Consider the following 15,145-nt stretch of genomic DNA (forward strand, 5'->3'; position numbering starts at 1 on the left):
CTAACTTGCCGATAATTAAGCTGACAGAACATAAACATCAATTGTACCAAGGCCTTTGGCATTAATCTTTGTTTTGGGCTCAAAAGCTAATAAATGATTGGATAGCTCATAGGTGGACTGGCAAACTTGGATGCGATCAATTTGACCATTGCTCTCAATTCTGGCGGCTCGATTGACAGTGTCTCCCCACACGTCAAAAGCATAACTATTACGTCCGACGATGCCGCAAATTAACGTACCTGTGGCGATGCCAACCCGCACTTCCAGTTGAATGTTGAGCTGTTGATTGGTTTTTTGCACACTGGCCAGCAGGGCCATGGCCCCGCGGCAACACGTTATTGATGGGCAAGCTTGCGCCTCCAGCACACCACATACCGCCATATACTGATCGCCATTTGTTTTAATTTTCTCGAGACCATGTTGTAGCGCTAGGGTATCAAAATTTTGATATAGGGTATCTAACACCTTAATCAATTTTTGCTTATCAGTGTTGTGACAAAACTGAGTGTAATCAACAATATCGATAAATAGCACACTGCCAAAGTGATATTGTGCCGGTATTGATGTATTCACCTTATGGGAGGAATCGAGTAATTTATTAATAATGCGCTCTGGTAGGGTTTTAAATAGCACCTGATGTATTTTTGCTTTGTGATGTGTTGCTCTTGAATAGGCTAGACGATGATTTTGATGCACTAGCGTGCAAGATATTAACGCGGCTAAAAACAAAAATAGTGTGTTACCTAGGGTTAATATGGTTTCTTCTATTGTTACACCGTTGTTTTTTTGTAGCCTGTTCAGCCAATAAAATTCCAAGCCGCAATAACAACAAAAGTAGATAAATAGGTTTATCCTTACTTGACGATACTCCCATGCTTGGTACAAAAAGGGGCTGACAAAAAGGGCCACTAAAAAGAAAAAATGAAAGTGTAGGTTCGTTTTCCACGCCAAACTGGAAACAGATATTAAGGAAATGTAAGCCAACATAAATAAGGCTCGACCGCTTAGAAAGTGGCCGTATTTATTGAGCAATAAGACTGAAAAAAAGAGCGGTATGTGGATACATGAATTTAATAATACCCAGATACCACTATATTGCCAAAACCAACCAATTAGTGGTAACTGCGCGATGAGTAGCACATTGATCATCAAAACCAATATATTGATAATTTTTAGAGGGCTAATATCATCTAAATGATTAGTGTCTACGCCTAAAAAGGCAATGTATTTGAACCATTTTTTGAACATTGGCGATCCTTTGCCAACTACTTGTAATCTAATTCAAAACTAGCACACCGCTTGGATTAAGCTACTGTCCTTTACGTACAGTTTTAATCTAATTCAAAGGCAAATGGTAACAATTCAGCGATACTAAGGGTCTTCGTCCTACCGTTTTTATCGCTCATTATTATCTGCGTGTCAGAATCGGAGAATTCCTTTATTTTTTGTCTGCAGCCGCCACAGGGAGGGCAAAATTTATCAATCGGACTGGCAATGACGATTTTAGAGATTTTCTTACCACCTGCGACTATCATTGCCGAAATGGCACTCGCTTCTGCGCATTGGCCCAGTGGATACGCCGCATTTTCCACATTGCAGCCAGCATAGGTTTCATTATTGTCAGCCTGCAAGGCAGAACCGACCTTAAATCCTGAGTAAGGGGAGTAAGAAAATGCCTGCGCCTTTTGTGCGACTTCGATCAGAGTTTGTGTATCGTCTTTCAAAAATAAGTTGCTCTATCTAATGCTAAGCCCATCAGTGTGCGACAAAATGCCCCGTGATGACAAGTGTAAACATCAAACTTAAGGCTGTAATCGCGCAATTTCTTTACATTTGATGGGGAATAAGCGACCCTTGAGGCCCTGTATAATACCGAAGTAAGGGTTTATTTCGATATTATCAGTTTAGCTTATTTTTCTTTTCATTTCGTATTCTGGTATCGACATATTAATGATGAATTTTCGCAACCTTTTAATATTAAGTTTTCTGACAGCGCCTTTGTTCGGTTGTTCTATTCATGCTGGCAACGCTATGAACTCAAAAGTGGAAAGCATTTTAATTCCTGAGCCACAGCCGGCCAACTTTCGTTCTCAACTTGCTATTGCCCGTTATAATCAGATATTAGAACAATCCTCTTTAAGCAATGACGAGCGTGCAGAATTAATGTTTTCAAGAGGGACTCACTACGACAATGTTGGTTTAGCTGGTTTAGCCCAGTATGATTTTGGTATGGCAAGGCAACTCAAGCCTGATTTAGCAGAAGCCCATAATGCTATTGGAATTCACTACACCCAACAAATGGATTTTATCGAAGCATACGAGTCATTCGACTCTGCTTTGGAAATTAATCCTGAATTGGATTTTGCTGTGCTCAATCGTGGCATTGCTTTGTATTATGGTAAGCGCACCGACCTAGCCATTACTGACTTAAATCGGTTTTATAGCCAAGACGATGACAATCCCTTTGCCGCCTTGTGGTTGTTTTTAGCCCAGCGTGAGCTAGATGAAAAAACGGCCATAGAGCAACTTAAATTAAACCGCAAGAGGCTTGATAACGGTAATTGGGCGACTATTATTGTTGATTTTTATTTGGGCAATATAACCCGTAATAAATTATTAAATGACTTTGTGCTGGAGGTGAAAAATCTCAATGAATTGAACCAACGGATGTGCGAAGTATATTTTTATATGGGAAAATACTACGGCAACAAAGGTCAACGGGGGCTTGCGCTAAACTATTTTAAAATGGTGCTTAGCACCAATATCTACGAATATGTGGAACATCGGTATTCGCGCATTGAAATAGATCTTTTGCGTAAGCAAAAAAAAGTAAATAACTCTTAATGACGTTACTCCTTTGACATCAGTGCCATGATTATTCATCCCACAATCTTGGCTATTGGTGCTTGTGCACTGCTGCTATTTCTGCACTCAGATCACTGCCACAATAGTCAACGAATTAAAAGAAATTTAGCCAACGAAAATAGCATTCTTCCTCAGCTTTATTTACTGGCAAAACAAGGTGAACAAGGCGCATTGCTCGGATTAACCCAAGCCGCGATGGCTCAAAATTCCCAGCATTGGTTGCGTCTTGCGGCCAATTTGGGCGAGCCGAATGCGCTGTTTGAATTAGCTCAATTAGCACCGTCACAGGATTCTAGGCAAGTCTTACTTGAGCGCGCGGCGCGATTAGGACATCCACAGAGTAGTTATCAGTTGGGGGTATTACACAGCAACCCTCAGGTAGCGCTTCGGCATTACGAAAATGCTGCCAGAGGCGGAGATCCCCGAGGAATTGTCGCCCTTTACAACCTGTTAGTAGCATTAAATCGCCAAGAGGACGCTCTGCTATGGTTACAACAGGCTGCCAGTTGGGATGAGAGTGCAGCTATTAATTATGCTCAGTCCTTATGGTTAAACAACGATATCAACGCTAGTGTGCAAGTATTGCGCGCTGCCCAGTCCAAAGGCTTTGGCCGTGCTCAGAAGCTATTAGAACAAGTACCAGCAATATCAGCCGAGGCTGTCTCCCAGGTACTGGCAAATAACAAGCAACCATCTTGTCAGATTAAGATTCAATTCGTGGCCAGCTCATTACTGGCTTTACAAAATATTCATCAGCTAAAGTCAGAGTTCAGCCAAGATACCCGTTTTCAAGGCTTCCCAATCTGCTTTAATGCAGTTATTGCTGTGACACCAGAACGTCTGCAATGCAGTGATGATCTCTCTGCTAGATTGCAATGCAACTTAGCACCATTAATTGAGCAGGCTAGAGCAGCTGATTTTACTCACGCCATTGTGATTGGCGAGCATGGAAAGGCCAATGTACATAACGGAGTGATGTATCTTGACAGACAAGACTCTTATCAAGTCTTCGTGCATGAATTGGCTCATTTTGCAGGATTTGTAGATGAATATAGTTTGACTGAATCGTTGGCCAAATCATTTTGTCAGGGTGAAGCTGCCCCTAATTTGGTCTTTGATGATGCTCGACCACTATGGTCAGCCACCCATTTTGCGGCGTATAAATCATTTCAGCCGAACATGGCTTTAATCGAAACTGACACTTGCTCATCCACTAAAAGACGAGCATTTAAACCTGTTTCTCAAACAACCTTCATGGAACACCATGATTTGGGTAATATTCCTTCTTTGTATTTAAAAATATGGCTAGATGTGTTGAATTCTCCTGAAAAACTCACTCCGATTTATGTTAACTTCGCCCAATATTATGAAATGATGGGGGAGCAGGACAAAGCTGACACTTGGTGGCAAAAATACGCTGATTTCCAGAGTTGATAACACCGCATCTTATAACCATGTAGTTAAAAAACTTCGCTGACATACCAAGGATGATGACAAGCTTAGTATTAAATTATAATAAAAATCTAAGAGAACCTGTTGTATGTCTATTAGTCCCGAACTATCCCAATTGAAATTTGCTTATCAACACTTCCCCGATGCCATAGCGGTATTTGATCTTGCTGGTCATTATCTGTTTGCAAATCTGGCTTTCGAACAACAGATAAATGCTCAAATTCCTGTAACTGTGGAAGGGCCCATAAGTCGATGGTTAGCACTCTCAGGTGAACAGACAATGGATTGGATTGATGTGCTGCACCAGGCAAAAAATCAGCTTTGGCAAGGCCAGGCATCTATGTCTGATAAGCATAGCCATTCATTACATACAACCTTGACATTACATAGTTTAGATCAGCAATTTCTAGTCGGTAAATTCGAACTTAAGCAAGCTGAAACCTGCACCAAGGCACTGACTCAATTGGCTTACAAAGATACCTTAACCGGATTAGCTAACCGCTCATTGTTTAATCAATTGTTTGATTACGAGATTAGCCAAGCGCAGCGTTTGGAACTGCGCTTTGCGGTGTTATTTATCGACTTAGATCGCTTCAAACGGATAAATGACAACTTAGGCCATGATGCTGGCGATGCATTGTTGCTTACGGTGGCTGAAAGGTTACAAAAGACACTTAGAAAGAGTGATGTGGTTGCCCGATTGGGCGGTGACGAGTTTGTGGTTATTATGAACAATATCAAAGACTCTGAAACTATAGCTACAGTGACTGAAAAGCTTATTCGAGAAATTAAAAAGCCAGTTAAAAGTGGTGCTAATATTATGGATGTTGGCTGCAGCGTGGGGATCAGTGTTTATCCAGACAACGGTAAAACTGCAGAGGAGTTATTGCAACACGCCGATGCAGCTATGTACCGAGCAAAACATCAAGGCGGGAATGATTACTATTATTTCAGCGATTCTCTCAATCAAGAATTGCAGGATATTCGCCTAATAGAGAAACAACTCGAAACGGGTTTACGAGAGCATCAATTTGTACCTTATTTCCAACCCGTTATTGATATGCGTAATAATCGCCTGATGGGAATAGAATGTTTAGCTAGATGGTGCCACCCACAGCGCGGCATTTTAAGTGCCATCGAATTTATTCCGGTGGCCAGTAAAATAGGTTTGATCCAAGATATCTTCAACCAGATACTCAAACAGGCATTTTCCTCTTTGCAGCAATGGCGGGTGAAATTGAACTTATCCGTACCCTTATCGTTAAATATCTCTAGTAAGCAGTTTTATCATCAACAAACCTTTGATGAAATAGAACAGCTTATGCACAGTAATCAGTTAAGCACTGACGCGGTCAGAATTGAAATCACTGAAAGTACTTTGCAAGAGCAGGGGCCTGAGTTGCTAAAACAATTGGATAGGATCCAATTGGCCGGCTTTAGTATTACCTTGGACGACTTTGGTACGGGGTACTCATCGCTACGCTATCTGCAGCAATTACCTGTTGATATTATTAAAATTGACCGCTCTTTTGTACGTAACATAGATAACAGCCCTCACGACAAGGTCATTGTTAAGGCCATTATTCAGTTAGCTGAAACCTTAGGTATTGCTACGGTTGCAGAGGGCGTTGAAACCCATAAGCAGGCGGCTTATTTGAGTGAAAATAATTGTCACATTATGCAAGGATATTTGTTTAGTCCGGCGGTTGCCGCTAAACAGTTTGAAGAATATTTGGTTGCTAACAAAATCATCGTTAACTGAGCTGATTAAATAATTATTACCCTCAAGTGAAACAGTTGGCCTCATGCTCTTAACTCATGAGGCCAAGATGTAACTCCGTTAATTTTGCGGTAATTTATGTCGTAAATCATGCACCCACATTGATGTGGCACCACAAATGGCAACAGGCATAACTAAAAAATTAACAATTGGTATCATAGAAAATACACTCACCATCACACCAAATGAGAAGCTATTGGTACGACTGGCTTGAAGAGTATGGCGCATTGTTTTGAAGCCAACCTTGTGATTGTCGAAGGGATAGTCACAGTATTGAATGGACATCATCCACGCCGAAAACATAAACCACAATATTTGACCAATTACCGGAAGTATAAAGAAGAGCAGTAGAAATCCAATGGCCCGAGGTATGTAATAAACCAACTTCGCCAGCTCTCTGCCTAAGGTGCGCGGAATATCTTTGACTATATCCAAGACACCGCTGTCTCCCAGTGGCTGACCGGTTAAATGCAATTCTACTTTTTCAGCTAACAGTCCATTAAAAGGAGCCGCCACCCAATTGGCTAAGCTCCCAAAAATGAGGGCAAAGACTAACAAGATGCTGATCAATGCCAGCGGCCATAGAATATAGGTAACTCCGGCTTTAAACCAAGCCAACCATTCCCAATCAGGAATCATGTTGATGATATAGTTAATGCCGCCTTCAATCTGGCCGACGAGGAAATACAGTGCCACCGAAAAAAGAATTAAATTCACCGCTAGAGGGATAAACACAAAGCGTTTCAGGCCTTTTGTTCTGATCAGACTAAATCCTTCAAAAAAGTAACTCACACCACTTGCATTTTGCATCTTTGATTGATTTCCTCAGTTAAAACATTGTTGAATGATGGTTTTTAGTTGCTTTAGTATAACTTTGTGCTGAATCAATACAAATCCCCAATTGTTACACTTGATGACATTTGGTACATTCGACACAAATTATAATAAAAAATGCCCCATCACCTAAATGCGTCTAAAAAAAATTAGATTGGCTGGCTTTAAATCCTTCGTGGATCCAACCAATATCCCATTTCCTGATGACATGACAGCGATTGTCGGCCCTAACGGCTGTGGAAAATCCAATGTGATCGACGCCGTTAGATGGGTTTTAGGTGAAAGCTCAGCTAAGAACCTGCGGGGCGATGCCATGACGGACGTTATATTTAATGGCTCATCAGCCCGTAAACCCGTTTCCCAATGTAGCGTAGAATTAGTATTCGACAACACATCCGGTCGCATTCATGGCGAATTTGCTAACTACACCGAGTTATCTGTGAAACGTCTGGTTACCCGAGAGGCCCAATCAAGTTATTTTTTGAACGGTACTAAATGCCGTCGTCGAGATGTGACCGATATATTTTTAGGGACGGGACTAGGCCCCCGCAGTTATGCCATCATTGAGCAAGGTACTATTTCCCGATTAATTGAATCTAAGCCTCAAGAGCTGCGGGTATTTATAGAAGAAGCTGCGGGGATATCCAAATATAAAGAACGTCGACGGGAAACGGAAAATAGGATCCGTCACACCAAAGAAAACCTCGAAAGACTCGAAGATGTGCGTGGCGAGTTGGGCCAACAACTTGAAAAGCTACAACGACAGGCCACAGCCGCACGTAAATATACAGAATTAAAACGCAATGAACGTCTTCTTAAAGGCGAGCTTGCGGCGATGCGTTGGCTGAGCCTAACTCAGCATATTAGTGAACTAGAATCATCTATCAATCAAAAAGAGAACGATATTGAAGGCTTTATTGCCAAACAACGCGGCGAAGAAAAAGGCATCACTTTATATCGTGAACAGCAACTGAATTTAAAGCAGCAACTTAGCGATCTTCAGCAAGATAATTTCAAAGTGGGTACTGAAATTACCAAGCTAGAGCAAAATCGCTTACACGCAAAGCAGCGCTCAATGCAGATTGAAACTGAACTTGAAGAGCTTGCCCGCACAATTAAAGAGTCGACTCAGTTTGCCCAACAAGAAGAACTTAACATTGCCGATATTGCCGAACAACTCGCTCAAGCTCAACCTACACATGACACGTTAGCGGCCCAATTAGAGCAGGCACAGGAGCAACTTTTTGATAGTCAGGAGTTGCTTAGCCGTCACCAATTAACCTGGCAACAACAAGACAGGGATTATCAGTTACTAAAACAACAAGCGCAAAACTGCCACAGTCAGATACAGTCAACAATGACCATGCAAATGCGTACTCAGCAACGTATCAATGAATTGCTACAAGAACAAAATGAGCTGGAGCAAGATGTACTAGCTGAACAAATAGAAAGTTTGCAGCATCAAGTGGCTCAAGCTAAGGGTAGGTTGAATCATGCTAAACAAAATACCGAAGAAGCACAAAAGCACTTAGATGACTTGAATATAGCCAAGCACACCATTGAACAGAAACTATTTGAGGCTAAGGGTAAGTTGCAACAGCTAGAGGCAAAAATAGCAGCATTAGAGAGTCTGCAAAATGTTGATTATAGCTATGCTGAGCTTGCCGAACTGCTTCAACAACACAATACCGCTTATCAACCAATGTGGCAGAAATTGCGGATTCAGTCTGGCTGGGAAACCGCTTTAGAGGCCGTCACGGCCAATTGGCAGCAGGCTCTATGGCTGGACGGTGACATTGATTTGGAAAAGTGTACAAGGTTACCCTCAGGTAAGTTGATTCTAGATCTTCATCTTAGCGCCCATAAACCAGAGGGCTCCATCGCAGCGTTAATTGACAACCCCAAGGTACCAGATTGGTTGGGGCAAATTCTGGTCGCCGATACCCTTGAGCAAGGTTTAGCGATGCGTGAAACCCTCAATTCAACTCAATCTATCGTCACTTTTGATGGACACTTCTTTAGTCGCCAGTGGATTGATTTGGGCAGCTCAGATACCCAAGCCGGTATGATAGCCCGTGCAGCCCAAATTAGTCAGTTAGTCGAACAACGTTCACAGTCCCTTAACTATATTGAAAGCGAACTGCAAGAAGAACACCAGGGACTACAGGAACAACTTGAAGCCGCCTCGGCAAAACTCAATACAGTGCTAGCAGATTTTAAACAAGCCGAACAGGCGTTAACCCAGCAGCAAAACCAACTCAATTTACTAGAGATGCAACACCAGCAAACTCTAATCAGGCAGACTCGCATCAGTGAAGAGTTAAGCCGCCAGCAACAACAACTTGAAGATGAAAAATTGCAATCAGAGCAACTTTCCGAACAAGTACAAGAATTAGAAATCCAGATAGATGATCTTGCCCTTCAACTGCTAGATATTGAACGCCTTAAAACCCAATACACTGAAACCGTGCAACAGCAGCGGGCTCAGGTTGAGCATTTCACCGCTGAAGGTCATAAGCTTGCTTTATTGATCCAAGATAGTAAAAGTCAATACATTGGTATTCAGCAAGCCCATCGGCGGACTCAGCAACTCCTCGACAATATGCTCGCCCGTCAATCTCAACTCTTAAAAGAAAGTGACCAGGTGTCTCAACCAGCCCAGGAACAGCAAAACACCTTGACGGTTTTGCTGCAACAGCGGATTGAGCTGGAAAAGCAGCAAACCGTTATTTCCGATCAGTTGGTCGAAGTAGAAAGTTTGTTATCTGCCGCTGAAAAAGGACAGCAGGGCGTGGCAGACAAAGTTCAAATAATGCGTGAGGAATTAGCCGACAAGAAAGTTCAATGTGAGGGGTACAGGGTCAGAGCGAACAGTACCTTAGAACAATTACGAGATCTTAATCAACCTCTTAAGCAAATTCTCGAAACCCTCCCTAAAGAGACCGATGAAAGTCAGTGGCAAGCTGACTTGGAAAGGACATCAGCGGCCATAGGTCGTCTTGGTGCGGTAAATTTGGCAGCGGTGGAAGAATTTGATGTGCAGGCTCAGCGAAAGCAGCATCTTGATGACCAAAATGATGACTTGGTTGCGGCGTTGGATACTCTCGAAGGAGCGATTCGAAAGATTGACAAAGAGACTCGCAATCGCTTTAAGCAAACCTTTGATAAAGTGAATAATGGTCTACAAGAATTGTTTCCAAAGGTATTCGGCGGGGGTTCAGCCTATTTGGAACTAACCGGTGAAGATTTACTCGAAACAGGTGTAACTATTATGGCTAGGCCGCCAGGAAAGAAAAATAGTACGATTCACCTGCTTTCTGGTGGAGAAAAGGCGTTAACCGCTTTATCATTAGTGTTTGCAATTTTTAGATTGAATCCAGCACCATTTTGTCTGCTGGATGAAGTGGATGCGCCATTGGATGATGCAAACGTTGGACGTTTTTGTAAATTGGTGTCTGAAATGTCGAAAAGTGTTCAATTTATTTATATCACCCACAATAAAATTGCAATGGAAATGGCTAAACACCTTACAGGTGTTACCATGGCAGAACCGGGTGTATCACGCATGGTGTCAGTAGACGTCGAAGAAGCTGTCGCTATAGCACAAGCATAAAAATAGGGTAGTAAAGGGCAAATGGAAGATTTACGACTAGCATTTTTAGTCATTGGCTTAATCGCCATAACAGGCATTTTAGTTCATGGTTTATGGAGTGTGCGCAAAAATGCTCAAGACAAAGGCAAGGCCACACTTGAGCCTTCAGAGTGGGATGAAGACGATGTAGAAGATGTCGATACTGATGATGATTATATTGTAGCGAGTAACGACAAAGCCGCGAATCGAAAGGTTGAGCCGAGTATTAATCATGCTGATTTTGATGATCTTGGACTAGGTGCGGTTAGAGTGATCAGCCCAGCTACACCAGGCCAAAGCTCTGAATCTAGCGCAGTGCAGGATGTCAGTAGTACTAGCCAAGCCACGGCAGTACCCGTTGAGCAACCAGAGCCTCAAATAGAAGCGGTCAAACCAAAGATCTATTCCTCAGTAGTGACTCAACCTAAGCCCCAGTATGCAGCGGATCAAATTTCTGCAATGCGCAGCCGAACAGCTGCAGTTGACTCTATTGAGGTAAATGACATACCTGAGCCGCCACCATTTTTGTTAAAAACTGAGAGTCAAACACCTTCTTTTCAAGGAACTCAAAAAGAGGCCCCGGCAGTTACAGCAACACCAGCGATGTCCACAGTTGCTAAGACTTGTGAACCTGTTGTAGCAGAACCACAGCCTGTTGCAACGGCGGTTGAACCCCCGGTTTCAATGGAGAAAGTCAGTTTAGCCGATCAAGCTAGAAACTTTGTTAAACGTAGCAAAACCGAGGCTCAACCGAAAAGACGTCGCGAGCCTAAAATTCGTGAAGATCAAATGCGCATCGATTTTGACGAGCCGGATTTATCCGCACAACCGGCTGCGAGTGATACAACGCAAAGACAAAATACGGCTAGTGCATCCACAGAGACTGCACCGAGTCAGGAAGTATTGGTGCTGAATGTTAAAGCGGCCGATGATGCACCGATACAAGGTGCAGCCTTGCTTCCTATGTTACTGACTCTTGGCTTTAAGTTTGGCGATCAGGATATCTTTCATCGTCATGTAAATAGCAACGGCAAAGGGCCGGTTTTATTTAGTTTAGCTAATATGTTTAAACCCGGCGTATTTGATATTGATAATTTAGAAAACTTCAGTACCCAAGGCGTGTCATTGTTTATGATGCTGCCGATTGAAGGAGACCCCCATCAAGTTTTCAATATGATGCATAATGCCGCACGAAAAATAGCCGATGAATTTTCTGCTCAGGTACTTGATGGCAGACGCAGTGCGCTAACTAAACAAAGTTTGCAACAATACGTGGAAAAAATCCGCGAATTTGAACGTAAACGCATGATTGCTAGATAACAATAGACTTTTCGGATACGGCGTCATGTGCCGTATCCGCTCAATACTCACTCACAGGTTTTTTATGACAACGTCGGTTAATCTTGTACAGCAAATTAACGCACTTCGCAGCCAGCTAAATGAATACAATTATCAATATTACGTTTTGGATGATCCCAGCGTTCCTGATGCGGAATATGATCGTACCATGCAGCAGCTTAAAGACTTAGAAGCGGCTAATCCTGAGCTACGTAGTGCCGACTCACCTACCCAAAAAGTTGGTGGCAAAGCACTCAGTGCATTTACCCAAGTTGAACACGAAGTTCCCATGTTGTCCCTCGACAACGCCTTCAATGAAGAAGAGTTAACCAGTTTTGATAAGCGTATCAAAGATAGGTTGAAACAAGACATAAGCATTCAATATAGCTGTGAACCCAAGCTAGATGGCTTGGCTGTTAGCATCTTATATGAAAATGGCTCTTTAGTCCGAGCAGCCACACGTGGTGATGGCAGGGTGGGAGAAAATATCACTAATAACGTTAAAACCATCGCGAATGTCCCCCTGCGATTGCGCGGAGAAGCCATACCTGCTCGCCTGGAGGTCAGAGGCGAAGTGTTCATGCCTAAAAAAGGTTTTGAGACGTTAAACGAACAGCAAAAATTAGCCGATAAGAAAGTTTTTGTTAATCCTCGTAATGCTGCTGCGGGAAGTTTGCGGCAACTGGATCCGAAAATTACGGCAAGTCGACCTTTGATGTTTTATGCTTACTCATTAGGCGTGGTCGAGGATCCCGTGGTGGCTTTAGCCAATTCGCATTCATCGCGATTACAACAGCTTGCTAATTGGGGATTACCAGTGTGCAAAGAGATTGATGTGGCCGAAGGCATTGAACGTTGTCATGAGTATTTTAATAAAATTGGTCAACAAAGGGACGCTTTAAGCTATGACATCGATGGTGTGGTATTTAAAGTAGACGATATAGAATTGCAGCAGGCGTTAGGCTTTGTGTCAAGGGCCCCTCGCTGGGCGATAGCTGAAAAATTTCCAGCACAAGAACAAATGACCAAACTAATTGATGTGGAATTTCAAGTTGGTAGAACGGGCGCAATAACCCCAGTGGCCCGCTTGGAACCCGTTTTTGTTGGCGGCGTAACAGTGTCTAATGCGACCTTGCATAATCAAGACGAAATCCAACGCCTTGGTGTTAAAAAAGGCGATACCGTAATCATTCGCCGAGCCGGCGATGTGATTCCTCAGATAGTGTCAGTGGTAGATCACTTACGCCCCGATGATGCCAGCGAGATTGAATTTCCCGAGGAGTGTCCGGTTTGCCGCTCGCATATTGAAAAAATTGAAGGTGAAGTCGTTGCTCGCTGCAGTGGTGGTTTATTTTGTGCCGCCCAACGTAAAGAAGCGATGAAGCATTTTGCCTCGCGAAAAGCCCTAGATATTGATGGTTTAGGAGACAAATTAGTCGAACAACTGGTAGACCAGGGCTTGGTTGAAAGCCCCGCAGACTTCTTTAAATTGAATGTTGCTCAGCTTGCCAATATGGAACGCATGGGCGAAAAGTCAGCGGCTAATTTGGTCAATGCACTTGGTCAATCCCGTAAAACGACTTTGGCGAAGTTCTTGTATGCCTTAGGGATCAGAGAAGTAGGCGAAACCACCGCAGCCAATTTGGCCAGCCATTTCAGAAGCATTGAAGCATTAGCTGAGGCAACTGTTGAGGCCCTTCAAGAGGTCAATGACGTGGGGGTTATCGTGGCCAATCACGTTTATCATTTTTTCCATGAAGCACATAATATCAAGGTTTTAGAGGATCTGATTGACGCCGGCGTTAATTGGCCTGCCATTGAGCAAGTGGCGGCTGATGAAATGCCCTTACACGGTCAAACATTTGTTTTGACGGGTACTTATGAGAGCTTGGATAGGAATGAAGCTAAAACCAAGCTGCAGAGATTAGGCGCAAAAGTGTCAGGCAGCGTATCGGCTAAAACTCATTATGTAGTTGCAGGTGCTAAAGCTGGCTCGAAATTAACTAAGGCGCAAGAGTTAGGTGTTGAAGTGTTAACCGAAGAACAGATGCTAGCTTTGTTTACGCAACACAAGGACTAAGATGACTCTCAGGTAAAGGGTTTATGCTGCCACTGCTCTATTTATCTAAAGCCCGTGGCATATCTTGCCCTTGTGGAATTGAAAAGGTTAATTGCTACACTTTGCAATCGCGAGCTAAATCCTTAACCAAATACCGACCGGCCAAGATACAACAGATGAAAACACAACCTACAGATATAGCAGCAATGCAATTTATTGACAGTCTAGATAATGGCGCTCGCAAGGATGACGCTAAACAATTATTAAGCCTGTATAAACGTATTACTGGAGAACAACCGCTTATGTGGGGGTCATCCATCATAGGTTTCGGCCAATATGATTATCCGTTGGCGAATGGGAAGACTGGAAGGTCTTTACGCAGTGGCTTCTCACCGCGCAAACAAAACTTAAGTCTTTATGTTGGGGCCGGTATGCAACAGAATCCGCATTTGTTGAACGCTTTGGGCCAGCATAAGAAAGGAAAATCTTGTTTATATATCAATAAATTATCGGATATTGATTGGGCAATACTTGAACAACTTATCCAAGCGGACTTAAGCGCAATGGATAAACGCTACCCACGCTGAGCCAGCCAATCTCCAGAAAAAGGATTATGATGGCGTCGTACGCCGCTCTTGCTTACGTTTATTCCAAGCTTTATTGACAGAATAGCGCCACACCGCATTTAAGCCAAAATACCCCAACAAGCCAAATACCACAGATAAAATCCCGCAACCTAACAGAAAAGCAGGGCCTATAGTTTCAATACTCTGCACCACCCAACTCCAGCTAAGTTGAAAATCAAATTTTTGCTGAGGTACTCCTAAAACAAAGGAACCGAGCAAATAGGCACCATAGAACATAGGTGGCATGGTAAATGGATTAGTGATCCAAACCGTAGCAATTGAAAGAGGAAGGTTGACCCGTAAAGGTATGGCCGAAGCCGCAGCTAACCACATTTGAAAGGGGACGGGCCACCACATGAAAAATAATCCAATTCCGAATGCACCGCAGGCTGATTTGCGGTTCAAATGCCATAAATTTGGGTCATGAAGTACAGTTCCGAACATTTTAAGTACTTTTTGTCGCTTGATCATTTGATGATCTGGTAGAAAGCGTTTAATAATATTCTTAGGCATTGTCAAACGACTTACAAACTGAAAAACGAGGCAAAGGATTTGCTGAA

Annotated in this window: 11 protein-coding genes; 7 read left to right on the forward strand and 4 right to left on the reverse strand. The window is 43.0% G+C overall.

Features of this window, described 5'->3' with window-relative positions:
- Positions 1-15: 15 nt before the first annotated feature.
- A complete protein-coding gene (locus QR722_RS07660) occupies positions 16-1,248 on the reverse strand; it encodes an adenylate/guanylate cyclase domain-containing protein (RefSeq protein ID WP_286286803.1) in 1,233 nt (410 codons plus the stop codon).
- A gap of 83 nt (positions 1,249-1,331) precedes the next feature.
- Positions 1,332-1,724, reverse strand: coding sequence for a cytidine deaminase (gene cdd / locus QR722_RS07665; RefSeq protein WP_286286805.1), 393 nt, complete (start codon positions 1,722-1,724; stop codon positions 1,332-1,334).
- Between the two features lie 229 nt (positions 1,725-1,953).
- Here cdd and nlpI point away from each other — a divergent pair, with 229 nt between their 5' ends.
- From nlpI to QR722_RS07680, 3 genes are all read left to right on the forward strand, one after another.
- Positions 1,954-2,844, forward strand: coding sequence for a lipoprotein NlpI (gene nlpI, locus QR722_RS07670; RefSeq protein WP_286287611.1), 891 nt, complete (start codon positions 1,954-1,956; stop codon positions 2,842-2,844).
- A gap of 27 nt (positions 2,845-2,871) precedes the next feature.
- Positions 2,872-4,299, forward strand: coding sequence for a tetratricopeptide repeat protein (locus tag QR722_RS07675; protein WP_286286807.1), 1,428 nt, complete (start codon positions 2,872-2,874; stop codon positions 4,297-4,299).
- A 106-nt stretch (positions 4,300-4,405) separates the two neighbouring features.
- Positions 4,406-6,079, forward strand: coding sequence for a putative bifunctional diguanylate cyclase/phosphodiesterase (locus tag QR722_RS07680; RefSeq protein WP_286286809.1), 1,674 nt, complete (start codon positions 4,406-4,408; stop codon positions 6,077-6,079).
- A 78-nt stretch (positions 6,080-6,157) separates the two neighbouring features.
- On the opposite strand, the gene cysZ is transcribed toward QR722_RS07680, so the two are convergent.
- Positions 6,158-6,907 (reverse strand): sulfate transporter CysZ, encoded by a 750-nt coding sequence (gene cysZ / locus QR722_RS07685; RefSeq protein WP_286286810.1) that lies wholly within the window; start codon positions 6,905-6,907, stop codon positions 6,158-6,160.
- Between the two features lie 157 nt (positions 6,908-7,064).
- Here cysZ and smc point away from each other — a divergent pair, with 157 nt between their 5' ends.
- From smc to QR722_RS07705, 4 genes are all read left to right on the forward strand, one after another.
- Entirely contained in the window at positions 7,065-10,544 is a 3,480-nt protein-coding gene (smc, locus tag QR722_RS07690) for a chromosome segregation protein SMC (RefSeq protein WP_286286813.1), read from the forward strand.
- A 21-nt stretch (positions 10,545-10,565) separates the two neighbouring features.
- Positions 10,566-11,882, forward strand: a complete 1,317-nt coding sequence (gene zipA / locus QR722_RS07695) for a cell division protein ZipA (RefSeq protein WP_286286816.1) — start codon at positions 10,566-10,568, stop codon at positions 11,880-11,882.
- 64 nt (positions 11,883-11,946) lie between these two features.
- Positions 11,947-13,980, forward strand: a complete 2,034-nt coding sequence (ligA, locus tag QR722_RS07700; protein WP_286286818.1) for an NAD-dependent DNA ligase LigA — start codon at positions 11,947-11,949, stop codon at positions 13,978-13,980.
- 23 nt (positions 13,981-14,003) lie between these two features.
- Positions 14,004-14,546 carry a DUF1801 domain-containing protein gene (locus QR722_RS07705; protein ID WP_286286820.1) on the forward strand — a complete coding sequence of 181 codons (543 nt, stop codon included), beginning with the start codon at positions 14,004-14,006 and terminating at the stop codon, positions 14,544-14,546.
- A 24-nt stretch (positions 14,547-14,570) separates the two neighbouring features.
- Here QR722_RS07705 and QR722_RS07710 read toward each other — a convergent pair whose 3' ends face one another.
- On the reverse strand, positions 14,571-15,098 hold the full coding sequence (locus tag QR722_RS07710) for a DUF2062 domain-containing protein (RefSeq protein ID WP_286286822.1): 528 nt from the start codon (positions 15,096-15,098) through the stop codon (positions 14,571-14,573).
- Between the last annotated feature and the right edge of the window lie 47 nt (positions 15,099-15,145).

Origin of the sequence: Aliiglaciecola sp. LCG003 (genome assembly GCF_030316135.1) — a bacterium.
Lineage (GTDB): Bacteria > Pseudomonadota > Gammaproteobacteria > Enterobacterales > Alteromonadaceae > Aliiglaciecola.